This is a genomic window from Paenibacillus sp. JNUCC-31 (assembly GCF_014844075.1).
GTDB lineage: Bacteria > Bacillota > Bacilli > Paenibacillales > Paenibacillaceae > Paenibacillus.
In genome coordinates this window covers 2,305,446-2,331,364 of record NZ_CP062165.1, presented here as the reverse complement: position 1 = coordinate 2,331,364, position 25,919 = coordinate 2,305,446, and the positions used below count along the sequence as shown (strand labels likewise).

General features: G+C 46.7%; 19 protein-coding genes. 18 read left to right on the top strand and 1 reads right to left on the bottom strand.

Translation table 11 applies throughout. The features are described 5' to 3' along the window. The first annotated feature begins 55 nt into the window (after positions 1-55). The 5 genes from JNUCC31_RS10115 (at position 56) to JNUCC31_RS10095 (ending at position 3,720) form a co-directional block, all read left to right on the top strand. Positions 56-688, top strand: a complete 633-nt coding sequence (locus JNUCC31_RS10115; RefSeq protein WP_192270883.1) for a TetR/AcrR family transcriptional regulator — start codon at positions 56-58, stop codon at positions 686-688. A gap of 185 nt (positions 689-873) precedes the next feature. Further along, a complete protein-coding gene (locus tag JNUCC31_RS10110; protein ID WP_192272915.1) occupies positions 874-1,707 on the top strand; it encodes a substrate-binding periplasmic protein in 834 nt (277 codons plus the stop codon). A 31-nt stretch (positions 1,708-1,738) separates the two neighbouring features. Continuing rightward, positions 1,739-2,383, top strand: a complete 645-nt coding sequence (locus JNUCC31_RS10105; RefSeq protein WP_192270882.1) for an amino acid ABC transporter permease — start codon at positions 1,739-1,741, stop codon at positions 2,381-2,383. 16 nt (positions 2,384-2,399) lie between these two features. After that, positions 2,400-3,146: an amino acid ABC transporter ATP-binding protein gene (locus JNUCC31_RS10100; protein ID WP_192270880.1), complete on the top strand. Its 747-nt coding sequence runs from the start codon at positions 2,400-2,402 to the stop codon at positions 3,144-3,146. Positions 3,147-3,297: 151 nt separating this feature from the next. Next, positions 3,298-3,720, top strand: a complete 423-nt coding sequence (locus tag JNUCC31_RS10095) for an OsmC family protein (RefSeq protein WP_053780142.1) — start codon at positions 3,298-3,300, stop codon at positions 3,718-3,720. Between the two features lie 112 nt (positions 3,721-3,832). On the opposite strand, the gene JNUCC31_RS10090 is transcribed toward JNUCC31_RS10095, so the two are convergent. Beyond that, positions 3,833-4,009, bottom strand: a complete 177-nt coding sequence (locus tag JNUCC31_RS10090; RefSeq protein WP_192270877.1) for a hypothetical protein — start codon at positions 4,007-4,009, stop codon at positions 3,833-3,835. A gap of 33 nt (positions 4,010-4,042) precedes the next feature. Here JNUCC31_RS10090 and JNUCC31_RS10085 point away from each other — a divergent pair, with 33 nt between their 5' ends. The 13 genes from JNUCC31_RS10085 to cyoA all read left to right on the top strand — a co-directional run bounded on the left by JNUCC31_RS10085 (position 4,043) and on the right by cyoA (position 25,914). Next, complete coding sequence (locus JNUCC31_RS10085; RefSeq protein ID WP_192270876.1) at positions 4,043-5,167, top strand: MFS transporter; 1,125 nt, start codon at positions 4,043-4,045, stop codon at positions 5,165-5,167. Between the two features lie 204 nt (positions 5,168-5,371). Further along, positions 5,372-7,162 carry a sensor histidine kinase gene (locus tag JNUCC31_RS10080; RefSeq protein WP_192270874.1) on the top strand — a complete coding sequence of 597 codons (1,791 nt, stop codon included), beginning with the start codon at positions 5,372-5,374 and terminating at the stop codon, positions 7,160-7,162. Beyond that, the gene (locus JNUCC31_RS10075; RefSeq protein WP_192270873.1) at positions 7,155-8,765 is read left to right on the top strand and encodes a response regulator transcription factor; all 1,611 of its coding nucleotides are present in this window, start codon (positions 7,155-7,157) and stop codon (positions 8,763-8,765) included. Before JNUCC31_RS10080 ends, JNUCC31_RS10075 begins: the two co-directional genes overlap by 8 nt. A 224-nt stretch (positions 8,766-8,989) precedes the next feature. Further along, complete coding sequence (locus tag JNUCC31_RS10070) at positions 8,990-11,905, top strand: glycoside hydrolase family 2 protein (protein WP_192270872.1); 2,916 nt, start codon at positions 8,990-8,992, stop codon at positions 11,903-11,905. Positions 11,906-12,183: 278 nt separating this feature from the next. Then, a complete protein-coding gene (locus JNUCC31_RS10065) occupies positions 12,184-13,167 on the top strand; it encodes an ABC transporter permease (RefSeq protein WP_192270871.1) in 984 nt (327 codons plus the stop codon). 15 nt (positions 13,168-13,182) lie between these two features. After that, the gene (locus JNUCC31_RS10060) at positions 13,183-14,085 is read left to right on the top strand and encodes a carbohydrate ABC transporter permease (protein ID WP_192270869.1); all 903 of its coding nucleotides are present in this window, start codon (positions 13,183-13,185) and stop codon (positions 14,083-14,085) included. A 184-nt stretch (positions 14,086-14,269) separates the two neighbouring features. Next, the gene (locus JNUCC31_RS10055; RefSeq protein ID WP_192270867.1) at positions 14,270-15,958 is read left to right on the top strand and encodes an ABC transporter substrate-binding protein; all 1,689 of its coding nucleotides are present in this window, start codon (positions 14,270-14,272) and stop codon (positions 15,956-15,958) included. Between the two features lie 367 nt (positions 15,959-16,325). Continuing rightward, entirely contained in the window at positions 16,326-18,026 is a 1,701-nt protein-coding gene (locus JNUCC31_RS10050; RefSeq protein ID WP_192270865.1) for an ABC transporter substrate-binding protein, read from the top strand. A gap of 316 nt (positions 18,027-18,342) precedes the next feature. Beyond that, positions 18,343-20,040, top strand: a complete 1,698-nt coding sequence (locus JNUCC31_RS10045) for an ABC transporter substrate-binding protein (protein ID WP_416234391.1) — start codon at positions 18,343-18,345, stop codon at positions 20,038-20,040. Between the two features lie 261 nt (positions 20,041-20,301). Next, positions 20,302-22,683, top strand: coding sequence for a glycoside hydrolase family 95 protein (locus JNUCC31_RS10040; protein WP_192270863.1), 2,382 nt, complete (start codon positions 20,302-20,304; stop codon positions 22,681-22,683). 16 nt (positions 22,684-22,699) lie between these two features. After that, complete coding sequence (locus JNUCC31_RS10035) at positions 22,700-24,046, top strand: GH1 family beta-glucosidase (protein ID WP_192270861.1); 1,347 nt, start codon at positions 22,700-22,702, stop codon at positions 24,044-24,046. Between the two features lie 322 nt (positions 24,047-24,368). Next, positions 24,369-24,632 carry a hypothetical protein gene (locus tag JNUCC31_RS10030; RefSeq protein ID WP_024631414.1) on the top strand — a complete coding sequence of 88 codons (264 nt, stop codon included), beginning with the start codon at positions 24,369-24,371 and terminating at the stop codon, positions 24,630-24,632. 316 nt (positions 24,633-24,948) lie between these two features. Beyond that, positions 24,949-25,914: a ubiquinol oxidase subunit II gene (gene cyoA / locus JNUCC31_RS10025; protein WP_192270858.1), complete on the top strand. Its 966-nt coding sequence runs from the start codon at positions 24,949-24,951 to the stop codon at positions 25,912-25,914. The last annotated feature ends 5 nt before the right edge of the window (positions 25,915-25,919 follow it).

Below are 25,919 nucleotides of genomic sequence, written 5' to 3'. Positions count from 1 at the left end.
TTATCCCATAGGATATACATTAACTGACTGACTGATCAATCGGGAGGATAAGCAGATGTCCAAAATCAACCATTTGGAACCCGGAGAAGAACGCCGGGACCAAATTATACGTATAGCGATGGAGCGTTTTGCGACCCAAGGCTATCATCAGACGAAAATTTCCGATATCGTCCGCGAAGCCGGCGTAGCACAAGGCACCTTTTACTGGCATTTCAAGAGTAAAGAGGCCATTGCCTCGGAGATTGTATTAACCGGCAGGGAGAAGCTGCTTGAAGCGATTGGACAAGGTTACCGCAAGGATGCCGGGTCGGTTGAGGATATGGTGAGAGCTTCGGAACGGCTGTTTACCGACTTGTTCTCCTTTGCTGCAGACAATCGGTACTTTATGGAATTGTTGCTCAAAGGCATCGTGTCGGAAGAATCAGTGCGTCGATTGGTTGAGGAGACACGGGGTGCAGTGGAAGAAGCATTTCGCCACAACATGCAGCGGGCTATTGAGCTGGGCATGCTGCCACAGGAAATGGATGTCCCCCTTCGGGCGGCGTTGCTGGTTAGCATGATTGAAGGCATGATTACGCGCTGGCTATTCGGCTCGAAGGAGCTGCACAGTGATTTCTCCTCGATGACTGCTACAACGCTCGCAGCGGAGGCGGCAAGCTTTGAGTTTTACGGACTGCTCGGTACATAGAGGAGGTGCTGGCTCCGCAGGTTTATTTTCAGATAACAGGATTAAATATTCACATGATTAAGCCAGCTGCAGGGAATAATGGATACAACGGCAGCTTAAGGACGCAAGACACAAGAAACGGAAGTTTCAACAAGACATGACTACATGCATGAGAGGAAGTTAACGACATGAACAAAACATATGGAATGAAATCTCGCAAAGGCTGGACTTTAACAGCCCTGCTGCTAATGACGGTGCTGGTACTGAGCGCTTGTGGCAGTAAAGCGACGGACAATGGAAGCAGTAATGGAGCACAGGCAAACAATGAACTGGAACAGATTAAATCCGCTGGTACCATGAAAGTCGGCATGATGGGAACCTATCCTCCATACAACTTCCTGAATGACAAGAAAGAAATGGACGGCTTTGATGCCGATATCGCGCGCGAGGTTGCCAAGCGTCTTGGTGTGAAGGTTGAGTTTGTATCTCAGGAGTTCTCCGGGCTCACACCAAGTCTGCAATCCAAAAAGCTGGATGCGATTATCAGCCAGATGACGATTACCGATGACCGCAAAAAAGTATTGGATTTCAGCGATCCCTATATTACGAACGACGTAAAAATCATCGTGAAAAAAGAAAATAATAATATCACCAAGCTGGAAGATTTTAAAGGGAAAACGATCGGCGTAGGCCTTGGGACCAATGATGAAACATATCTTCGTAACGAAGTACTGCCCAAAGTCGGCGATTTCACTATCAAGACCTATGACGATGTCATCACATCATTGAAAGATTTGGACGCAGGACGGATCGATGCAACGATCAACAACCTGTATGCATTGAAACCGATTGTAGATGCGAACGGCTTCAACATCAAAGCAGTCGGCGAACCCATCAAGAGTGACCAAGCGGGCATCGCTGTTCGCAAAGACAACCCGGAACTCGTAGCAGCACTGAATGATGCACTGAAAGGCATGAAGGACGACGGCACGTACAATACCATTTTCAAAAAATGGTTTGGTGAAGAGCCTGCGCAATAATGAACCGGCAGGGCGAAGGGAAGTTTGATCCATGGAACTGGTATTTGAGAATATCCCCTTCTTTCTGAAGGGGGCATATTATACGCTGTATGTAACTGTAATTTCAATGTTTTTTGCTTTTATCATCGGGGTGCTCGTCGCTATCGCGCGGCTGAAAGGACCGATTTGGCTAAGGTTGATCGCCCGATTCTATGTATCCATCATGCGGGGGACCCCGCTGTTGGTGCAATTATTCGTTATTTATTACGGGTTGGTCGATTATGGAGTGACCTTGGGTTCGCTCACGGCGGCCTGTCTCGGCCTTAGTCTTAATGCGGGGGCATTTCTGTCTGAAACGTTCCGGGGAGCCATTCAGGCTGTACCGAAAGGGCAGACGGAGGCTGCTTATGCTACAGGCATGACACCGGCTCAGACCATGAGAAGGATTGTATTCCCTCAAGCGGTGCGCATTGCGATTCCGCCGATGGGCAACACGTTTATCGGGATGCTGAAAGAGACATCACTTGTGGCAGCCCTCGGGGTTACGGAGTTGCTGCGCTCGGCACAGCTGCTGGTAGCGCAATATTATGTCAACATGCCGTTTTATCTGGCGATTGGCGTGATCTACTGGATCATGAGTATCGGCTTCTCGGCCATTCTGGAACAAGTGGAGCGCCGGCTGGCCCGGGCTTACTGATAGGAGGGGAGAACCGATGATTACAACAACAGGACTGACCAAACGTTTTGGGGAAAATGAAGTTCTCACAAATATAGATCTGCATGTCGATGCGAAGGATATCGTTGTTCTACTGGGACCCAGTGGTTCAGGCAAGAGTACGTTGCTGCGCTGTCTGAACGGACTGGAAGAGCTATCCGGCGGGAAGATCGAAGTGAACGGTGTTGTCGTAGACAGTGCCGATGCACAGCGAGTTCAGCGGGCACGGGTGCTGGAGATCCGTCGCCAGACGGGCATGGTATTCCAGCAGTTCAACCTGTATCCGCACAAGACGGTGCTGGGCAATGTGATGGAAGGTCTCGTGACAGTGAAAAAAATCAAGCGGGACGAAGCAGCCGAACGCGGCCGGATTCTGCTGGATCGGGTCGGTCTGTCAGACAAGCAGGATGCATATCCATCCCGTTTGTCTGGTGGACAGCAGCAGCGCGTAGCGATCGCCCGCGCGCTTGCCATGGAGCCTGAAGTGATGCTGTTTGACGAACCCACCTCGGCCCTTGATCCCGAACTGGTGGGGGAAGTGCTCTCCGTAATGAAGGAGCTGGCACAGGAAGGGATGACGATGCTGGTCGTTACACATGAGTTGAAGTTTGCCCGGAATGTGGCTAATAAAATTGTCTTTATGGCGGATGGATCGATCGTGGAAGAAGCAAGTCCGCAGGCCTTTTTTGAACATCCAACGCAGGAGCGGACACGCAAATTTTTGCAGCAAATTACTGAATTCTAAGAATTCTCAGAGATAAGCAGACGGAGTGAAGGGGACGGAATCGATTCTGAAGAAGCGCAGCATTCATCTTTGTCTCCAACAGAATAACGAGCCGTACCCGGAACGGATATCTGCCCAGCATTAAATATTCTAAGAAAGAAGGATAAACATCATGAATGTAACAACCGTATGGAAAGGCAAACGCGCGTTTACTTCCGAAGGACCCTCCGGCTACGCAGTTGGCATGGATGCCACAGCTGCCTATGGCGGTGACAGCAAGGGTGCTACACCCATGGAATTGTTATTGGCAGGTCTCGGAGGCTGCATGGGGATCGATATCACAATGATTCTGGACGCCTTCCTGGACAAAATTACAGGAATCGAGATTGAAGCACAAGGTACACGTAGTGAAGGTATGCCGAAAGGTTTTACTGCCATTGACCTGATCTTCAAGGTGGACGGCGATATCCCGGACTACCGGATCTGGAAAGCCATCCAGATGGCAGAAGAGAAGTATTGTGCAGTTTCCGCTTCACTTAGCGCAGATATACATCCCAAGTTGATTTTGAATGGGGTAGACACACCACGTCCATAACGGCACATGAGTAAAGGGTATACTGAAGAGGCACTTCCAATCGCGGGAGTGCCTTTTTGCTTTTTTAACACCTCAACGGGTAACAGTCAGTAGGTAACAGTCAGTAAACAGGTCAGGCTGGATGTTGAGCAAGGTCCCAGATGCCCATCATTTCGGTGATAGCCTGATCAATTGTTGTAAAAGGAACGCCGTCACGAGCTTGTGTAGAAATACCTTGCATAAAGGTATCGAATACGGTGGTCAGCATGGCGACATTCGTGGAAGCAGCAAGCTCACCTAGCCTTCTCATCGTTTTCCGTGGTTAGGGCTGCTGGCTTTGGCCATGGCAGGTTTCATTGCTATTATGACCGAAACTCTTCCTGCGGGATTGCTGCCGCAAATCAAAGAAGGGCTGCAGGTCTCTGTGGCAGGGGCTGGGCAACTTGTCACCTTTTATGCTGTTGGGTCGCTGGTTGCCGCCATACCTGTGGCAGTGATGACAGGGGACTGGCGAAGACGTCCGCTTTTACTTTTGTCGATTATCGGCTTTCTTGTTTTCAACACCATTACAGCCCTCTCGTCCAACTATGTACTGACACTTGCCGCTCGCTTTTTCGCAGGTGTCGCTGCCGGTGTCTCCTGGGGCCTGATTGGCAGTTATGCACTGCGCATGGTGCCTGAACATCTCAAGGGCAGGGGCATGGCTGTGGCTATGATTGGAACACCGATTGCTTTATCTTTCGGTGTTCCGGCAGGTACGCTGCTGGGTTCCTTTATGGGCTGGCGCTCAGTATTCTGGCTGATGTCATTGCTGGCATTTGTACTAATTTTCTGGGTGATCTGGAAAGTCCCCGATTATCCAGGGCAGTCAGCTGATAAGCGCGTCTCTGCAATACAGGTGCTGTTCACCTCTGGTGTAATTTCCATTTTGGCTGTCGTTTTGGCTTGGATGCTAGCTCATAATATTCTGTACACCTATATTGCTCCTTTCCTCGCTGATGTCGGTCTGGAATCAAAGGTTGGACTCATGTTACTTATATTTGGCCTGATGGCATTGGTGGGCATTTGGATTACAGGTATCCTTATTGATCGGTGGTTGCGTATGCTGGTTCTTATAAGTCTTTCGGGCTTTGCACTGATCTCACTTGTATTGGGTCTTTGGAGTGAGCATGCTGTCGTTGTCTTTGGTTCGGTTGCACTGTGGGGTCTGACATTTGGTGGCGCGGCTACACTGTTGCAGACTGCACTTGCCCAAGCTGCCGGAGAGCAGGGTGTGGACATCGTTATGCCGATTAATACGACCGTGTGGAACCTCGCTATAGCTATTGGTGGATTGGCGGGAGGTGTGCTTTTAAATCAATGGGGGACAACTTCCTTTAGCTGGGCCATTCTGCTCCTATCACTTGTGGCTCTGATTGTAGCATGGCGTGCCAAAGGACATGGGTTCCGTTCAGCACGCAGCCGCTGAGCAAACTGTTTTTTCCCTTCTTACATTAGAAATAGCTATACAGGTTTTATGTTTGTTCTGTCCTTCTGCCATTCAGCATACAGCCTTTTTTTGGAGCCCTCTTGCAGGGCTTTTGCTGTTATGTGGTATGATAAATTGGAAGCACAGGAACAGAATATCCTGCTCCCTATATGTAAGCGCTTATAAGAGACGGAAGGTGCAGATATGTTTAAAAGGCTGATACGAACATCCAACAACCTCAAAATAAAGCATAAATTGCTCATATCCTATGTACTTGTCGTCATGATTCCTGTACTGATTATCGGACTTGCCGTGACTGGATACTTTCGCAAGCAGGCGCTCGATAACGCGATTGGCCAGACGATCAATAACGTGGACAGAATCAAGAGCCAGACCGCCACACTGCTCCGTGTGCCAACGGATATTTCCAATATTCTGATGTTCAACAATGAGCTGAAGGAAATCGTGAATAAACGATATCAAAGCGTTGTGGAGCTGACCTCAGCCTACCTCGCCTACAAAGATTTTCAGGAATACAAGCGTCTGTACCGTGAGGTCGCAGGTATCCGATTTTACTCGACCAATCCGACGCTGATCAACAATCTTGAATTCATTCCGGTGGACGAACAGACCAAAGAGAGCTATTGGTACCAGAAGGCACTCACCACAACCAGCATTGGCTGGTTTTACATCCCGGACAAGGGGGATAATCCTGTGCATAAGCTCAGTCTGGTCCGCAAAGTACCTTTTGCCGAATATCGGTCCGAGGGCGTGCTGATGATTGTGATCAATCAGGAAGAGCTGAATGGACTGTTACGTCAGGAGCCATTCGAGACGTTGATTACGGACGAGCAGGGTTATGTGGTTGCGGCCAAAAATACGGATCTGGTGGGTAAAACGCTGAATGAATTGAATTTTGGCGTGGATTTGCAAAATCAGGCAAAAGGGACCATTGAAGCTGATTTTCAGGGGGAGCCTTCCAACATTGTCATTGATGAGTTGGGTCCTGGATCAAGCATGAACAGCCTGAAGATCATTTCGGTGTTTGCTACCAAAAATATTGTCAAAGATGCCAATACCATTAGTTTGATCGGCATGCTTTTCATTACACTTGTGCTGGTCATTGCATTGCTGCTGGTATACATTATTTCATTTCTCACATCGAACCGATTGCTGCGTCTCAGTAAACATCTGAACAAGCTTGCGCTGGGTGACCTGAATGTCACCTCCCGTATTGACGGAAATGATGAGATCGGGCAGCTGTCGAGGCAGTTTAATTACATGGTGAAAAGTATTAACGAACTGATGACTCAAGTGGTGGAAGCGACCGAACAGAACAATCAATTGGAAATCGCGCAGAAAGAGATTAAACTGAAAATGATGGCAAGCCAGATCAATCCTCATTTTTTGTTCAACGCACTGGAGTCGATCCGTATGAAGGCCCATATCAAAGGGGAAGCGGAGATTGCCAATATTGTCAGGCTTTTGGGCAAGCTGATGCGCAAGAGTCTTGAGATTGGCAGCGGTAAAACGACCTTCAGGGCCGAACTGGAGATGGTACGTTCCTATCTGGAAATTCAGAAATTCCGTTACGGCGACCGACTTGCTTTCCAAATCCATATCGATCCGGAGGTGGAAAAGATGTACATCCCTCCGTTGATCATTCAGCCTTTGGTGGAGAATGCCATCGTGCACGGTTTGGAAAATAAAGAAGGTACGGTCAACGTGAGTATAAATATTCATTTTCAGGGAGAGCTGGTCCAGGTGCGTGTCGATGACGATGGAGCAGGCATTGAGCCGGAACGTCTGAGTGAAGTGAGACAGTTCATCAGTGGACCGGAAGAACAGGAGAAGGGCCGGATTGGCATGCGTAATGTACATCAACGCTTGACGTTGACCTACGGTGAGCCATACGGGTTACAGATTACGAGTGTGTACGGGGAAGGAACAGAGGTTTCTTTTACCTTGCCAGCAGGAGGGGACCAGCGTGTATAAAGTGTTTTTGGTAGATGATGAACCGAGCATACGTGAAGGACTGACAACCATTATTGAATGGGAAAAATATGGCTTCCAGGTGGTTGGTACAGCTGCCAGCGGGCGTGAGGCTATCACCCGCTTTGAGGAGCTGGAACCGGATCTGACAATTATTGATATTCGCATGCCCGGCATGACCGGATTGGATGTCATTGAAGAAGTCCGACATCATCATCCGGGTTCGCACTTTTTGATTCTCAGTGGATATGCCGATTTTGATTATGCGAAGAAAGCCATCAGTTTTGGAGTGGATGGGTATCTGCTCAAACCGGTGGACGAAGAGGAAATCATCTGTGAGTTGGAACGAATCGCTGCGATGTTGACACGGGAACGAGAGACTTTGGCTCGCCATGCTGGTGAGGATACCGCCTATCGTGAGCATCAGATTGAGGCTTTGCTGTTTGATCGTCTGGAAGGTGCAGGAACCGTCGAAGCCAATGCACTTGGGTTGAACTGGGCGGAGTATCAAATTGTGCTGATGGAGATGCATGCTGCACCTGATTTACAGCGTGGAAGTGTAGTGAAACGCAAACTGGCGGAAGCTTTTGACCAGAAGGATCGGGGGATCGTATTTTCGTTTCACTCCGGGCTGGGTCTACTATGCAAAGAACCGATTCTAACCGTGCAATCTGCCCAGAATTTCTATGAAGAGCTTGAAGGACTGTTGGAAGAATGGACTATTCACATGTATGCGGCAGCAGGTAAACCAGTGAGCTCCATCGCAGACGTAGCCCAATCTTATAATCAGGCAAACCGTGTATTGGGCGGACGTTTTCTGTTCGCGGAAAAACGCGTTATGTTGTGGGACGAAAGGGAGAAGGACTTAGATGTGATGGGATCATCGGTTGACACGGGGGACAAAGAACGTGATGAACCGGATGAAGCAGAATTGGCGGACAAGCTGTATTATGCGCTAGATATCCGGAGCAATGACTCCGTAATGCGGGTGCTTACCGAGATGGAAGAACGCTTCGTTCCATATCATCAGACAGAACAGGCGATTAAGACGGCGTTCTCGCAAGTATTTTCACTGGCTATTAACAAGCTGGCGGCATCCAATCAGCATATGCAATCCATTATGCAGGAACATTCAGTTCTTATTACAGAGGTATATCATCAATTAACGTTGCTGGATCTCAAAGTCATGGCAGCTGAACATCTGAACAGGCTAATTCAACGGATGGGTGGCGGCAGCAAGGATACGGTACTGAAACAGATGATTGAATTCATTCGACGAAACCCTGGGGAGAATCTGAAACTGGAGGTACTTGCTGAGGTATTCAACTACAATAGCAGTTATCTGGGCAAGTTGTTTAAAAACCATACCGGGGAGTATTTCAACGCGTTTCTGGACAAGGTTCGGATGGAGAAGGCGAAGGAACTGCTCGACGAAGGATTAAAGGTACACCAAGTAGCCGCGAGAGTGGGTTATGCCAACGTGGACTACTTCCACGGCAAATTCAAGAAGTACGTAGGTGAATCACCATCGGCTTATAAACAAGCCCAGGAGCATGCCAGGTTGCAGCAATCCAAGGAACAGTCCAAAGAGGTTAAGGAAGAGTAATGATCATGATTTGATCGGGACTAATTCTATATCATTCAGGGATTTATTTGCCCCATTGGACGAAGCTAACCTGAACACTAAAAATAAAACGTTTTCGTAATTGAGAGATTCGTACAACCTAAAATCCAGATATAGTCCATCGACTTCCTGTTATAAGCAATGGTGTCCACCTGCCTGACATTTTAAACTGAATGTACCTATATTCGTATAAGGAGGGACAGCAGGTGAATATATCCGATAAAAATGCTCTCCGTCACACGTTTAACTTGAATGGAACATGGCAATTTCGCCTGGATTCGAAGGCTCTGGAGTACTTACCTAAGCAATATCATCCTTCCCAGTGTGATGAACAGATGAACTGGAAAGAGATTCAGATCCCAGGTTCATGGGAGGAACAGGGATATGGTGCCGAGCCTGAATATCAAAGGATCGATACATGGACGAAAGTTCGTGAGTATGAGGGTGCAGCGTGGTATACCCTGGATGTGCATATTCCGGTTGGTGATCCGGGCTGCCGATATGTATTCAGACTGAAGGGAGTTCGCTGGACGACCGACCTCTGGATCAATGGATGTTATGCTGGACAACAGGATAGTCTTTTGACCCATCAGGTATGGGACATAACCCCATTTATGAAGGAAGGGGATATGAATCGAATTGACCTGCGTGTGGATAATACGATGAAGTATCCTTTGGCTGGCAGTCATATTCATTCGTTACACACAGCTACGACTTGGGGCGGTATTACAGGTGGAGTATTTCTGGACCGTCTGCCTCCACGCCGAATTGAACGAGTACAACTACAGCCGGAGGGTTTAAAAGGCACATTATCCGTTCATTGTGTTGTAAGCGCTCCCTTAGAACAGTCAGGTGAAACACTGCAATTGCATATGGATATTCAGCATCCTTCCGGAAGGTGGCTTCCCCGCTCCAGCTGTGACGTGAAACTGGACAATCAGAATGTATCTGCATCTGTTGAAGCCACTGGTGATATGAGTGAAGTAATCCGCAAAGTACAGGATTGGCAATTAGAGATAGGCAAAGGAAAGGACATTGCACTGTGGTCGGATGAATCCCCCGCATTGTACAGGGCAGTGATGAGTCTGCATAATGGTGAGCAAGAGCTGGACCGGATGGAAGAGACATTTGGTGTGCGTTCTTTTGCTGCTAAGGGACAACAGTTTGAATTAAACGACACACCGGTGTTTTTGCGCGGTTATGTGGATTGTTGTATTTTTCCGCTCACGGGGTACCCAGTCTGGAATAAGGAGCATTATATTCAACAGTTTCGAATCGCCAAATCGTATGGTTTTAACCATGTACGTCTGCATGGATGGAGCGCGCCAGAACCTTTCTGGGATGCTGCTGACGAAGAGGGCATGCTGGTACAGGCAGAACTGCCGCATTGGTCGCGATTATTCGAGCAACGTGATCAGTCCGCACCTGCCAATGTGTTGTCCTATCTGATACAAGAACTGGAAGGGCTACTGCAGGCGCTGCACAAACATCCGTCTTTTGTCATGTTCTCCATGGGCAATGAACTCATTGGTCCGAATGGTCATCCTGAATTGAATGAATTGGTACAGCGGGCGAGGCGTTTGGACCCGACACGGTTGTATACCGATAATACAGGCTTTGGTCAACTTACGGCTCAAGGGCGGGAAGCCGACTATTACATCCAATCCTTGAACTGGCATCCGCCTCTCAAGTCCGAGCTGTCTGCTATACCGGATACGACCCTGGACTATCATGCTGTAACCCGACTTGCGGATCGTCCGGTTGTAGGACATGAGCACGCACAGTTTACGATGTATGTTCGTCCCCAGGAACGACATAAGTATACAGGGGTTCTGCGTCCGAGCTGGTTGCAGCCGATTGAAGAATCGTTGTCACGCAAGGGACTGACAGCAGATCTGGAGAACTTCCAGCAGGCCAGTGGAATACATCTGGTTCGTTCATTAAAAGAAGCCATGGAACGTGTACGCCGTACTGGAGGTGCTGCTGGTGTACAGCTGCTGGATATTCGCGATTTTCCCGGGCAGGGTCATGCAACCACAGGTATTCTGGATGTATTCTGGGACAGCAAGGGCATTATTGAACCTGCAGCATTCAGGCAATACAATGCAAATGTGGTGGTGCTGTTGAGTTGCAGCGAGCGCACATTCTATGCTGGAGAGTCCATATGTATTGAAGCACGTATATCTCACTATGGGCAGACAGCGATACGCGATGCGAGTATTCATTGGCGGCTTGTCAGCGAAGATGTGATTCTGGACGAAGGGGAATGGCGCTGTGGGGAGTTGAGTTGTGGCGAGATACACGACGCAGGCAAACTGAAGACTCATGCTCCGCCAGTAGGGGCAGCCTCCTTTTATATAGAAGCAGAGCTGAGAGCGGGGGATACTGAGTGCATTGCCACCAATGTGTGGCATGGATGGTCATTTCCTTTATATCAGACGAACACCACTTCCAATCGGATCTGGAACAGCATTGACGAGCTGCAACCCTATCTCCTCGGAGCTAATCATGATCAGGTTGACCATCTGGATGGCAATGCATTATTGAAGAATCGAGAGCAAGAACTGGTCGTTGTACATTCGCTTACGCCGAACGCAATCGACTATCTGATCAATGGCGGCAATGTCTGGCTTCATACAAACTCGAACGATTTGTATGACCGGGTGGAGACCAAGTATCTACCTGTATTCTGGAATTATCTCATGTTTGCAACTCAGCCGGGAGCTACGATGGGCATGCATTTACAGGATTCGATGCCTTTGCTCGGCTCCTTCCCGCATGATCGGGCTTCGGATTGGCACTGGTACCATCTGGTGAATGGTACACCAGCCATATGTCTGGATACATTGGATGGTGTACAGCCACTCATTGAAGTGATCGATCATTTTCACCGAGGGAAGCGTCTTACCTATGCCTTTGAGGCAAAGGTGGGAAAGGGAAAATTACTCGTATCCTCATTGCCCTTTACGAATATATCATTAATGAAACGACCCGAGGTAGCTTACTTGTTTCAAGAGATGATCTCATATCTGCTCGGAGATCAGTTTCATCCCGATTATTCCATATCTGTAGGCGAACTGCTGGGCATTGTGAAGTTAAACACCATCCGTTTTGCCCTCTGAACCAAAGGACCGCTGAGGTCCTTTTTCTTTTGCTGTTGTTGACAAAGTAACCGATTTCTATAAAACGTTTTCGTAAATTCCCATTTTGGAATATATTTCCCTTTTATTTTCAATTATTAATAGGAGATGGCGTCAAAATCACTGATTCGGAAGAAATAATATCGGATTATAAGGGGAGATATCTAATTTTTATATGATTTTCTCTAAAATCCAGATGGTATTTTGAAAACGCTCTATCGGGTATGATTAATTTATAAAACAGAGGAGGGGGAACGGAGATGGAAACGCTAACAAAAAAATCCGCTTCCGCGAAAAGAAGCAGTGACCCCAAGCCGCCAACACAGAAACGGCGGAACAGAATTTGGGACAGCATGAAACAGCAAAAGTATCTTTATCTCATGTCATTGCCATTCGTAGTTTGGGTTTTTGTATTTAACTATCTGCCACTATGGGGATGGACGATGGCTTTCCAAAATTATAAACCAGCCAGATCGTTTGGCGATCAACAGTGGGTTGGTTTTAAACACTTTGTAGAATTGTTCAGTGATGATCGTTTCTATCTGGTACTTCGGAATACGCTTGCAATGAGCTTGATGGGACTGGTTGTCGGTTTTATCGTGCCTATTTTCTTTGCGATTCTCTTGAATGAGATGAGAGGCATGTTCTTTAAGCGTGCAGTGCAAACCGTATCCTATCTGCCTCACTTTGTATCCTGGGTCGTTGTGGCAGGGATTATTACCAAGATGCTCTCCACTGATGGAGGGATTATCAATGACATTTTGGTAAACCTAAACATTATCGACCAGCCGATCCAATTCATGGCCAAGGGGAACCTGTTCTGGTACATTGTAACCGCTTCAGATATGTGGAAAGAAACGGGCTGGAATGCCATTATCTATCTCGCAGCCATTACGGGTATTGACCAAGAGCTTTATGAAGCATCCCGTGTGGATGGAGCGAACCGTTGGAGACAAATGTGGCACATTACGCTGCCTGGCATACGGACCACGATTTCCGTACTTTTCATCATGTCGATCGGGCATCTGATCAGTATCGGTTTCGAGAAGCAGTTCTTGCTGCAAAACAGTCTGGTATTAGACTACTCGGAAGTGCTGGACCTATATGCGCTTAATTATGGTTTGAATATGGGACGATTCTCATACGGTACGGCCATAGGCATATTCAACTCCGTTGTCAGTATTATCCTTCTGTTTACGGCGAACGGATTGTTCAAAAAATTCACCAAAGAAAGCATCATGTAGGGAGGGGACGACATTATGGCGAACAAAGCATTCAATGCTACTCGGGGCGATAAGCTGTTCGATATATTCAACATCCTCGCGATGACCCTGGTGCTGATTGTAACACTGTATCCATTCCTGAACGTACTGGCTATCTCGCTCAATAACTCGACAGATACCGTCCGTGGCGGAATTTACTTGTGGCCTCGCGAATTCACATTGCAAAATTACAAAACCATCTTCCAATATGATGGATTGCTGCAAGGTTTGCAGATTTCCATTCTGCGTACCATTGTTGGTACTGTGCTCGGTTTGATCAGTTCCTCGATGATCGCATTTACACTGAGTCGTCCGGACTTCAAGCTGAGAAAATTTGTATCCACTACACTTGCACTCACGATGTATTTCTCCGGTGGTCTGATTCCGGTGTACATCCTGATGCGTGACCTGCATCTGATTGGTACATTCTGGGTATACGTATTGCCAGGTATGATCAGTGCATTTAACGTATTCATCATCCGTTCATTCATTGATGGCCTGCCGTATGCCTTGCAGGAATCCGCGAAGCTGGATGGTGCGAACGACTTTAAAATCTATTACAAAATTATTTTGCCACTCTGTAAACCGGTACTTGCAACCATCGCGTTGTTCCTGGCAGTTGGCCAGTGGAATGCTTGGTTTGATACGTATCTGTATAATGGATCGAAGGCTCATCTGACAACACTCCAGTACGAGCTGATGAAAGTACTGCAAAGTACGCAGCAAGGCTCGGGTGCCGGACGTAACGCCAATGATATGGCTCAGCAGATGACACAGATTTCACCGGAATCCATCAAAATGGCGATCACGATCGTTGTTACGGTTCCAATCCTGATTGTGTATCCATTCCTGCAAAAATATTTTGTGGGTGGTATGACATTGGGTGCAGTAAAGGCATAAACAAGTTTGTACAGGTTGCCACATAGAGCGACCGTACATTTAAAAAAAGCATCAGGATGCCCGAAGCGCAGCCAATTGGTCTGCGCTTCACCGTATAGGGCTGCGGAGCGGTATCCATGAAGCTATAGACAGGGACAAAAAGTCCCGGATAAGACAGACATATGAATCAGGGAGGATTACCATTATGGCAAGGTTCAAAATGAAGATTGCACTGGCTCCAGTGCTTGCGATGTCCTTACTTGCAGGCTGCGGTGGAGGAAATAGCGGCGAAACGTCGTTTAAGGACACAAGCGGTGATACGTCTCCGATCACATTCAGCTTTTTTAGCGTGGATCCCAGTCCGAACTGGAACGGCATGAAAGATGAGGTAGGCCAAGTACTAACGGAGAAAACAGGTGTAACCCTCAATGGTGAATTTGCCGTCAGCGGCGGTCAGGATAAAGTATCTTTAATGGCAGCGAGTGGAGATTATCCCGATATCGTGTCACCCAAAGGAGAGCTGAGCAAGCTCGTGGATGCCGGAGCCATGTTGGATCTGACAGACCTGATCGATCAATATGCTCCCAATCTGAAGAAGCTGTATGGTAATTACATGGACCGGTTGAAATACAGCAATGAAGATCAGGCCATTTATGTACTGCCGACGTACTATGCGGTAGATCAGAAGTACTTTGATGCAGGCGGCGGATTTGGTATTCAGCATCGTGTATTGAAAGAGCTGGGATACCCTGAGGTTCGTACGCTCCAGGATTATGAAAATGTGTTGAAGGCATATAAGGAGAAACATCCAACGATTGATGGTCAGCCAACGATTCCGTTATCCCTGGACGCAGATGACTGGAGAATCATGATTACCGTAACGAATCCGGCCTTCCAGGCAACAGGCGCTCCGGATGACGGTGAATACTACATCAATCCAGAGACGTATGAAGCCATGCTTCACTACAAACGTCCAGAGGAAAAAGAGTATTTCCGTTGGTTGAACCATATGTACAGCGAAGGATTGCTTGATCAGGACAGCTTCGTACAAAAAACAGATCAATACAAATCCAAAATCGCAAGCGGACGTGTACTTGGTGTCATTGACCAGGATTGGGGATACTCTGATGCAGAGAATGCTTTGAAATCTGCCGGCAAGGATGAAGCGACCTATTCTCACTTCCCTGTAACATTGTCCAAAGACATCAAAGATCATTCCTATCAGGATCCTGGCTTTGTATCCGGCTGGGGTGTAGGCATTACAACAACGAACCCGGACCCGGTTCGTACAATCAAATTCTTTGATTACCTGGCTTCTGAAGAAGGCCAAGTGCTGATGAACTGGGGGATTGAAGGCAAACAGTACGAAGTGAAGGATGGCAAACGTGTGATCCCTGCTGATGTGCTGGATCAAAAAATAAACAATGCGGCCGTATTCCAAAAGGAAACAGGTATTGGTCTCTACACCAATATGGCTGGTCACTACGGAGATGGTGTGAAGGATTCAACGGGTAACTATTATACAACGAACTTCCCTGAACAGATTGTAGCGGCCTATTCCGATGTGGAGAAAGAAACACTCAAAGCATACGGCGCAACAACATGGAAAGATCTGTTCCCTAGTGAAGATGAATTTCCGGTTAAACTATGGGGAGCAGCGTACAATATGCCGACGCCTGGTGACTCGGACTACAATGTTATTTTCCAAAAAACACAAGATATTATCCGTAAACGGGTTCCAGAAGCGATACTCAGTTCCCCTGATCAATTCGATTCCATCTATGATGGGATGATTGCCGAACTGAATAAAGCCGGTGCGGAGAAAATGGAACAGCAATACACTGAACTGGTACAAAACCGTGTGAAATTGTGGAGTGGTGAAGCGAGCAAGTAATTCGTTTTAGCAAGTTGAATTTTTTGAGAGGAAGAACCCAGGCATCTGGGTTCTTTTTTATACCTAAAACGTTTTATATTTTGCAAAATCACTATTGACAAGGGATTGGAGAGGTATTATTATTCAATTATGAAAGCACTTTCATTACTGGTGTATCAATCATGTGAACGAATCTCTTCAGTCAAAAAGAAGCAAGGATTGATTACTCGAAATGCGGAATAGAGTGAGTGATTTTCACATCATTTAGAAAACGCTTTTTATGTTATAAAATCAAACATTTTACAATCGGAATCATTCGACTACGGTATGTGCAGGTCAGCCTGTTCTACAATAGATAGCTTCATTTTATCCATAAGGGGGATTACACATGAAGGGCAAAACACCAAAAACATTCGCCATGCTTCTGTTAGCCAGCGCTCTTGCTATTACAGCGGGGTGCAGCGGTGGCGGAGGAACTACGGCTTCAGAGACACCAACGGACACAGGGGATACCACCAGTCCAATTACCTTTACGTTCTTTGGTGCTGACGCAAGTCCAAACTGGAACAACATGAAGGACGCAGTCGGCCAGGAGATTACCAAACAAACAGGTGTTACAATTGAGGCCGAGTATGATGTGAATAATGGTGGCGACCAGAAGATACCTTTGATGGCTGCCAGCGGTGATTACCCTGATATCATCTATCCTAAAGGTAACTTGTCTAAGCTTGTGGATGCAGGCGCAATGCTTGACCTGACCGATCTGATTGAGAAACATGCACCCAATTTGAAGAAAATCTATGGGAACCAGATGAATCGCCTGAAATATAGTCTGGAAGATCAATCCATTTACACGATCCCGACCAACATGGGTGTAGATAATGTGGCGTTTGATGCAACAGGCGGATTCGAAATCCAGCAGAAGGTATTGAAGGAGCTCGGATACCCCGAAGTGAAGACGTTGGAGGATTACGAGAAAGTTCTGAAAGAATATTATAAGAAGCATCCAACCATTGATGGTCAGCCAACGATCCCGTTGACGCTGAATGCCGATGACTGGAAGATTATGATTACGGTAACGAATCCAGCTTTCCAGGCAACGGGTGGACCGGATGACGGGGAATATTACATTAACCCTGAAACCTATGAAGCGATGCTTCACTACAAACGTCCAGAGGAGAAGGAATACTTCCGCTGGTTGAACAAAATGTACAATGAAGGAATTCTCGATAAAGATGCCTTTGTACAGAAGGATGATCAATACAAATCCAAAATTGCGAGTGGTCGCGTACTGGGTCTGATTGACCAGGAATGGAACTATGGCGAAGCTGAGAACGCTTTGAAATCTGTGAACAATGGGGAGAATACGTACGCTCACTTCTCTGTATCCCTGAACAAAGACATCGTGGACCACACGTTCCAGCCAACCGGATTTGACGGATATGGCATCGGTATTTCCACAACGGCGAAAGACCCTGTACGCATTATCAAATTTATGGATTGGCTTGCTTCAGATGAAGGCCAGGTGTTGAGAAACTGGGGAATCGAAGGTAAACACTACAACGTTGAAAATGGCAAACGTGTCATTCCTGCAGATGTGCAGGACCGCAAAGTCAATGACAACTCGGCGTTCACCAAAGAAACAGGTATCGGGATGTACAACATTTTCAGCGCAAGATATGGGGATGGGGTAAAAGATCCTACGGGTAACTACTATACAACGAACTTCCCAGAACAGATCCAGGCAGGGTATACTGCTGCTGAGAAGGAAACGTTGAAAGCATATGGTATTACAACATGGAAAGATTTCTATCCTTCTGAAGAGGATTTGAAGCTGAAAGATTGGGGCGCCGCTTATAACATGCCAGTACCTTCGGATACGGATTACAACGTAACCTTCCAGAAAACACAGGATATTGTCCGTAAACGGATTCCTGAAGCCATTCTGGCCAAACCTGCCGACTTCGACAAAGTTTATGATAATCTCTTGGCTGAACTGGACAAAGCAGGTGCGGTAGACATGGAGAAACAATATACCATTTGGATTAAAGAACGTGTAGCTCTGTGGACAGGTAAAGACGTGAAATAATAGTGAAAATAACGCATAATATATGATCATTTTCATTGCAAGAAAGGTCCTTCAAAAGGGGCCTTTTTTGTTGTTGACGAAAGAAGTCGAATGGCATATAATCTATGATGTAAGCACTTTCAGTAAGCGTTTTAAACAAGTTTCCGAAAACGTTTTACGGATGTTGGAAGAAAGTTGTTGTGAGTTAGGTTTTGATTAAAAAGTGTACAAATTTATTTTCGGTAAGCGCATACAGAAATGCGTCTTGCAGCGGTATCCTCAGGCTTAAAGCCTGTTATACAGATAAAACCTTCATAAATAATAGGGGGACTAGACAATGAGAGGCAAAATGAAAGGCAATACACCTAAGACGTTTGCAATGTTAATGCTCGCAAGTGCAATGCTGGTTACAGCTGGCTGCGGAAATTCAGGAAGTAAAGAAACCTCGGAATCCAGTGGAACCGAACCGGTTACCATCACATTCTTTGGTGCGGATGCAAGTCCAACCTGGAACAAGATGCAGGATGCAGTCGGTAAAGAGATTACCAAGAAAACAGGCGTTACAATTGAGGCTGAGTACGATGTTAACAATGGTGGCGACCAAAAGATTGCGCTTATGGCTGCCAGCGGTGATTTTCCTGATATCGTTTTCCCTAAAGGTAACTTGTCAAAACTTGTAGATGCAGGCGCGATGCTTGACCTGACGGATCTGATTGAGGAGCATGCTCCAAACCTGAAAAAAATATATGGGGACCAGATGAACCGACTGAAATACAGTTCGGAAGATCAGGCCATTTATACCATCCCAACCAATATGGGTGTAGATAATGTAGCGTTTGACGCAACAGGTGGATTCGAAATTCAGCAAAAGGTATTGAAAGAGCTCGGTTACCCTGAAGTGAAAACGCTTGAGGATTACGAGAATGTATTGAAAGAGTATGTGAAAAAGCACCCGACGATTGACGGTCAGCCGACCATTCCATTGACGCTGAATGCCGATGATTGGAAAATTATGATTACGGTAACAAACCCGGCCTTCCAAGCTACGGGAGCTCCGGATGATGGAGAATATTATATCAATCCTGAAACGTATGAAGCGATGCTTCACTACAAACGTCCAGAGGAGAAGGAATACTTCCGTTGGTTGAACAAAATGTACAATGAAGGACTGCTGGACAAGGATACATTTGTCCAAAAGGATGACCAATATAAGTCCAAAATCGCAAGTGGCCGTGTGCTCGGTCTGATTGACCAGGAATGGAATTATCAAGAAGCAGAAAATGCACTCAAATCAGCTGGCAAAGATGACAGCACATATGCTCACTTCTCTGTATCCCTGAACAAGGATATCGTGGACCATACGTTCCAGCCAACCGGATTTGACGGATATGGAATCGGAATCACAACTTCTGCCAAAGATCCGGTTCGCATTATCAAATTCATGGACTGGCTCGCTTCAGACGAAGGCCAGGTATTAAGAAACTGGGGCATTGAAGGCCAACACTACAACGTAGAGAATGGTCAACGGGTGATCCCTCAAGATATTCAAGATCGCAAAACCAATGACAATTCTAACTTCACCAAGGAAACAGGAATTGGAATGTACAACGTGTTCAGTGCGAGATACGGTGATGGCGTGAAAGATTCCACAGATAACTACTACACAACGAACTTCCCTGAGCAGATCCAAGCTGGCTATACTGCTGCAGAGAAAGAGACGTTGAAAGCATATGGCATTACAACATGGAAAGAATTCTATCCATCTGAAGATGATTTGCAGTTGAAAGACTGGGGCGCAGCATACAACATGCCAGTACCTTCAGGTACCGATTATGAGGTAACGTTCCGAAAAACACAGGATATTGTACGTAAACGTATCCCTGAAGCAGTTTTGTCCAAACCGGAAGACTTCGATAAAGTATATGATGCTTTCCTGACGGAGCTGGACAATGCGGGTGCGGTGGAAATGGAGAAACAGTACACGGTTTGGGTTAAGGATCGTGTGTCCCTGTGGACAGGTAAAGACGTAAAATAACGCAAGTTTAAGTAAATAGGCGGATTTACAGAAAAAGGCCCTGAGACAGGGTCTTTTTTGTTGACCATGTGATGTTTAACATTGACGCATATTTCGAAATCCAATATAATTTTCTTACTGTAAGCACTTTCAGTTGAACATGCATTAAGTATGAATGGGAAAGAGCATAAGTCCTATAAAAATCGCAATATATCTTATTTTTTTAGTAACCGAAAACGTTTTATTTTTTTTAATTATAAATCTACGAATAGGAGTTTATCCATGTCCCCATTCAATAAAACAACAAAAGAAAATCGCCTGTGGTATCGCCAACCGGCAACCCGATGGGAAGAAGCGCTGCCGATTGGGAATGGTCGCCTTGGCGGCATGGTGTACGGCGGAGCAGCGGATGAACAAATCCAGCTTAATGAGGATACATTGTGGTCCGGCTTTCCACGTGACACCATTCAGTACAGCAGCCAGCGTCACCTGAAGCAGACTCGAGAATTAATTATGGCTGGGCAATACAGCGAAGCGGAAGAATTACTGAACCGCGAAATGCTGGGCCGTGATGTGGAAGCTTATCAGCCAATGGGCCACTTAAAGTTGCAGCACGCTGGACTGGATAAGATCTCATATGATGAATTCGAGCGGGAGCTTAATCTCAACACGGGAATTACAACAACGAAATATTCATATGAAGGGACTCGTTATGTGCGTGAAGTTTATGCCAGCGCACCGGATGATCTGATGGTCTGTACGATTACTGCTGATCGGGAGGGTGCTGTAGACGTCAGCGTTACGTTGGACAGTCCACATCCTTATCGCGTTCAGACATCGGGCGATGCACTTACACTGTTCAGTCGCTGTCCGAGTCATGTTGAATCGAATTATTTCAGAGATCATCCGGAGTCTGTCATCTATGAAGAAGATCGGGGAACGTCTTATGCTGTGCGATTGGCAGCGACTACCAAAGGCAAGCAGGCCAAGATATCGGTTATAGATGGGAAACTCCAGGTTCAGGGAGCGGATCAGGTTACTTTTTATTTGGCAGCAGTGACTTCCTTTGAAAGTTATGATGTGATGCCCGTGAAAGAGGGTGCGTTGTTGGAAGAAGAATGCAGCGATGTGATCACAAAAGCCATAACTCATGGCCCGGAAGTACTTCGTGAACGACATGTGAAAGACCATGCTGCCTTATTCTCACGCGTTACCATTGATCTCGGCTCATCGGCCAATGCAGAATTGCCTACCGACGAACGGCTAATCGCTTATCAGACGGGAGCGAATGATCCCGGCTTGGAGGCCCTTTATTTTCAATATGGCAGATATCTGTTAATGGGCAGTTCACGGCCGGGAAGCCAACCTGCCAATCTGCAGGGAATCTGGAACCATCAGGTGGAGCCGCCATGGCACAGTGATTACACGATCAACATTAATACCGAGATGAATTACTGGCCGGCAGAAGTATGCAATCTGAGTGAATGCCATGAACCGCTGTTTGGCTTGTTGGAGGATTTAAGCCATACGGGGAGAAGAACGGCACGCATTTTGTACGGAGCGCGCGGTTGGACAGCTCATCATAATGTGGATATCTGGAGAACATCCACGCCTACAGGCGGAGACGCAAGCTGGGCGTTTTGGCCGATGGGAGGTGTGTGGCTGACTTCACATCTATGGGAGCACTATCTGTTTACCCATGATCGGCAATTCCTCGCTGAACGTGCGTATCCAATCATGAAGGAAGCAGCACTCTTCTGTCTGGACTGGCTGGTGGAGGGGCCGGACGGATATCTGGTTACAGCTCCATCGACCTCTCCAGAGAACAAGTTCCTTACCGAAGAAGGTGAGGCTCGCAGCATTTCCATGGCTTCAACGATGGATATGACATTGATTCGTGAATTGTTCGATCGATGCATTGATGCAACCAAACTGCTGAATGTGGATCAGGAATTGGCGAATGAGTGGAGTGAAGCAAGGAGCAAGCTGTATCCATTCCGAATCGGAAGTGAGGGGCAATTGCAGGAATGGTTTAAGGATTTTGCCGAGTCCGAACCCGGGCATCGCCACGTCTCCCATCTGTATGGTCTTTATCCGGGAGAACAGATCAACCGGTTACATACGCCTGAATTGACGGAAGCTGCACGTGTGTCACTCGAACGTCGGATCTCACAAGGCGGCGGGCATACGGGATGGAGCTGTGCCTGGCTAATCAATCTGTATGCGAGATTGCTGGATAGCAACCTGGCACATCAGTTTGTACGCACGCTGCTGGCCCGATCCACCCATCCCAATCTGTTCGATGACCATCCACCATTTCAGATCGATGGCAACTTTGGAGGTACTGCGGGCATTGCCGAGATGCTGTTACAAAGCCATTTGGGAGAGATACATCTGCTGCCGACGCTGCCTGAACAATGGGCTCACGGTAGTGTGGAGGGGCTGCGTGCGCGAGGGGCATACACAGTGGCCATCCAATGGACGGAAGGCAGACTGGCAAGTGCAGAGATTAAGGCTGATCTGAGTGGCCCCGTGATCATTCGCAGTGCATATCCATTGCGAGTGGAAGGAAACGAGCAGGCCACAGCACAGCTAACACCTCAGGATGATTATGTAGTGATTTTAACGATGACCGCAGGACAGACAATCCGCGTGTCATCATGAGACGGAGGAGAAACCCATGACCATTTTTCAATTTCCACAAGATTTCCGCTGGGGAACAGCAACAGCTTCTTATCAAATAGAAGGCGCAGCAAAAGAAGGGGGACGCGGGGTATCCATCTGGGATACGTTTGCCCGTACGCCTGGTAAAGTATTTAATGGAGACAATGGTGATGTGGCTTGTGATAGCTACCACCGCTATGAGGAAGACATCAAGCTGATGAAAAAGCTTGGGATCAATACCTACCGGTTCTCCGTTGCATGGCCGCGTATTATCCCGGATGGAGACGGAGAGATCAATCGCGAGGGATTGGATTTTTATCATCGATTCGTCGATAAGCTGCTCGAAGCAGGGATTGAACCATTTTGTACATTGTATCACTGGGATCTGCCACAGACACTTGAAGACATCGGAGGCTGGGGGAATCGCAGAACAGTGGATGCCTTTGTGAAATATGCAGAGGTAATCTTCAAGGAATTCTCCGGCAAAATTAATTTCTGGCTGACTTTCAATGAACCATGGTGTATTGCATTCTTGTCCAACCTGCTTGGTATTCATGCCCCAGGAAACAAAGATTTGCAAACATCAATCAATGTCGCACATGGGCTGCTTGTTGCGCACGGAAAAGCAGTACAATCCTTCCGTCGCCTGGGAACAACAGGACAGATCGGAATAGCGCCAAACGTATGCTGGGCTGAGCCTTACAGCAAATTTCCAGAGGATCAGGCTGCCTGCGACCGTTCTATTGCACTCAATACGGATTGGTTCCTTGATCCGATCTATAAAGGTTCATATCCGCAATTTCTGGTGGACTGGTTTGCGGAAGCGGGGGCTACCGTGCCCATTCAGGAAGGCGATATGGAGATCATTTCGCAACCTATTGACCTGCTGGGCATTAACTATTACACGATGGGCATCAATCGTTTCAACCCGGAAGCTGGGGTTTTGCAATCAGAAGAAGTGGACATGGGGCTGACCAAGACGGATATCGGCTGGCCAGTCGAGTCACGCGGCTTGTATGAGTTCATGCATTACTTGCAAAAGTATGGAAATGTGGATGTCTATATTACAGAGAACGGCGCGTGCATTAACGATGATTTGGAAAACGGCAAAATCAATGATGATCGCCGGATTGCATATTATGAGCAGCATTTGGCCCAGATCCATCGAATTATCAATGATGGGATTAACTTGAAAGGGTACATGGCTTGGTCGCTGATGGACAACTTTGAGTGGGCGGAAGGATACCGTATGCGCTTTGGTCTGGTACATGTGGACTATCGTTCGCTCGTAAGAACACCAAAGGAAAGCTTCTACTGGTATCAGAGTGTCATCAGAAATAATTGGCTGGAAACACGTAATTAGGCTATATTCTCCATGTTGTGTTGAAGGAGACGGTTGTTTCGGGAAATCCGATACGCCGTCTTTTTTTGTTTTATTTATTTAAGGTGCGACACACATGTTCATGAAGGGTTTCATAAGGATCGACTGATTCTTGTTATGAAGAAGCCATTTTTGGGTTATAAGAAGTAAGGAAGAAACAATCAGGTTCTTGTCAACAGTTAAAATACAAATAAAGTGTCCAAATTGCGAAATAAATTTGAACATTTGTTGACTAAAAATCATACTGATGTGGTATATTGGTATAAGGAAAGCACTTACAAAAAGGGAAAAGGAAGTGTTTACTATGGCATCGAAGACAGCAATGGTAAGCCAATTGGAGCGCAAAGACAAAAATATGCGGCGCGCAGTGTTAACGATGACAGTTCTGGCCTGGATTGCCCTGATTACGGGAGTAGTCATGTGCCTGATCAATCTGAATGATTTTAATGATCGCAACCTCGGCTTAATGGTGGGTATTGGATTTTTGGTCGGCAGTGTATTTATTTATGTCATTGCCAAATCGATTGGACTTGTTCATACACGCCGGGAAGACGAAGGCGCCGATTAAATAATCTTGCGATAATTCGTCTATAATAAGACTGGATGAGCTCCCGGAATCCAGTCAATAAAGCCCTTTGCGGATTCGTTGATACTGTTCAACGGGACTGCAAAGGGTTTTATTTTGTGACTTGAAGTGTAAAGATTACAATGAGGAAATATCAAGTGTGCGAGCGATTTGTGAGAAAAAATTCACACATTTGAGATGCAAAATCGACAAATTTGTTAACAAGAACAAAAAACTTGCTCATTTCTGATATCTTTAGAAGGAAGAGAGTAGTATACTGTTTTTTCAGTATGAGCGAATTTAAGGAGAGGGGATCAAGATGAACAAGAAACCTAGGTCGCTAATTCGGATAATCATTCCGGTTGTCCTGACGTTGGTTACAATTGCATTGATTGTCTGGCCAATGCTGGCAGGCGGACAGTACGTTGTTCTGGATCCGAAGGGGCCCATTGGCTCTTCGCAGAGAGATTTGATTGTCATTTCGACAATTCTTTGTGCAGTTGTTATTGTGCCTGTATTGATTTTGTCTGCTGTAATTGTATGGCGTTACCGCGACAAACCGGACAATAAAGCTGCATATGAGCCTAACTGGGCTCACAGCACCAAAGCGGAGGCTATTTGGTGGACTGTTCCGATTATTATTATTGGTTTGCTTGCGATTGTAACCATTCGCTACACCTATGATCTGGAACCTTCGAAACCACTGGCTTCTGAGAAAGCACCGGTGACCATTCAAGTATCTTCACTGGACTGGAAATGGCTGTTTATGTATCCGGAGCAAGGTATTGCAACGGTCAACACGTTGAATATCCCGGCAGACCGGCCCGTAAAATTTGAGCTCACCGCGGATTCACCGATGAACTCGTTCTGGATCCCACAGCTAGGTGGACAAATTTATACAATGTCGGGTATGGCGATGACCTTGTACTTGCAAGCTGATCATGAAGGTCAATATTGGGGTTCAGGTGCTAACTTTACCGGGGAACACTTCGCCCAAATGCGTTTTGATGTGAATGCTACATCGGAGGAAGACTTCGATAAATGGGTGAATGATGTGAAACAGCAATCCCAGCCGTTGACACAAGAGACGTACAACACGCTGGCAGAACCGGGAACGAGCAATGTTGCTTATTATTCATCTTTCCCAGAAGGTTTGTTCCAGGATATCGTGACCAAGTACGTGATTGATGGTCAAGGTGCTCACAGCAAGCATGGCGGAAGCGCGGATGAAGCTTCAGGCGCCAAAGAAAGTACTACACAGGACGTGGACAAGAGTGCTAACTAAAGATT

Coding starts and splice junctions, on each gene's coding strand:
- JNUCC31_RS10115 (WP_192270883.1), top strand. CDS start 56: ATGTCCAAAATCAACCATTTGGAACCCGGAGAAGAACGCCGGGACCAA.
- JNUCC31_RS10110 (WP_192272915.1), top strand. CDS start 874: ATGAAATCTCGCAAAGGCTGGACTTTAACAGCCCTGCTGCTAATGACG.
- JNUCC31_RS10105 (WP_192270882.1), top strand. CDS start 1,739: ATGGAACTGGTATTTGAGAATATCCCCTTCTTTCTGAAGGGGGCATAT.
- JNUCC31_RS10100 (WP_192270880.1), top strand. CDS start 2,400: ATGATTACAACAACAGGACTGACCAAACGTTTTGGGGAAAATGAAGTT.
- JNUCC31_RS10095 (WP_053780142.1), top strand. CDS start 3,298: ATGAATGTAACAACCGTATGGAAAGGCAAACGCGCGTTTACTTCCGAA.
- JNUCC31_RS10090 (WP_192270877.1), bottom strand. CDS start 4,009: ATGAGAAGGCTAGGTGAGCTTGCTGCTTCCACGAATGTCGCCATGCTG.
- JNUCC31_RS10085 (WP_192270876.1), top strand. CDS start 4,043: ATGGCAGGTTTCATTGCTATTATGACCGAAACTCTTCCTGCGGGATTG.
- JNUCC31_RS10080 (WP_192270874.1), top strand. CDS start 5,372: ATGTTTAAAAGGCTGATACGAACATCCAACAACCTCAAAATAAAGCAT.
- JNUCC31_RS10065 (WP_192270871.1), top strand. CDS start 12,184: ATGGAAACGCTAACAAAAAAATCCGCTTCCGCGAAAAGAAGCAGTGAC.
- JNUCC31_RS10060 (WP_192270869.1), top strand. CDS start 13,183: ATGGCGAACAAAGCATTCAATGCTACTCGGGGCGATAAGCTGTTCGAT.
- JNUCC31_RS10055 (WP_192270867.1), top strand. CDS start 14,270: ATGGCAAGGTTCAAAATGAAGATTGCACTGGCTCCAGTGCTTGCGATG.
- JNUCC31_RS10050 (WP_192270865.1), top strand. CDS start 16,326: ATGAAGGGCAAAACACCAAAAACATTCGCCATGCTTCTGTTAGCCAGC.
- JNUCC31_RS10045 (WP_416234391.1), top strand. CDS start 18,343: ATGAGAGGCAAAATGAAAGGCAATACACCTAAGACGTTTGCAATGTTA.
- JNUCC31_RS10040 (WP_192270863.1), top strand. CDS start 20,302: ATGTCCCCATTCAATAAAACAACAAAAGAAAATCGCCTGTGGTATCGC.
- JNUCC31_RS10035 (WP_192270861.1), top strand. CDS start 22,700: ATGACCATTTTTCAATTTCCACAAGATTTCCGCTGGGGAACAGCAACA.
- JNUCC31_RS10030 (WP_024631414.1), top strand. CDS start 24,369: ATGGCATCGAAGACAGCAATGGTAAGCCAATTGGAGCGCAAAGACAAA.
- cyoA (WP_192270858.1), top strand. CDS start 24,949: ATGAACAAGAAACCTAGGTCGCTAATTCGGATAATCATTCCGGTTGTC.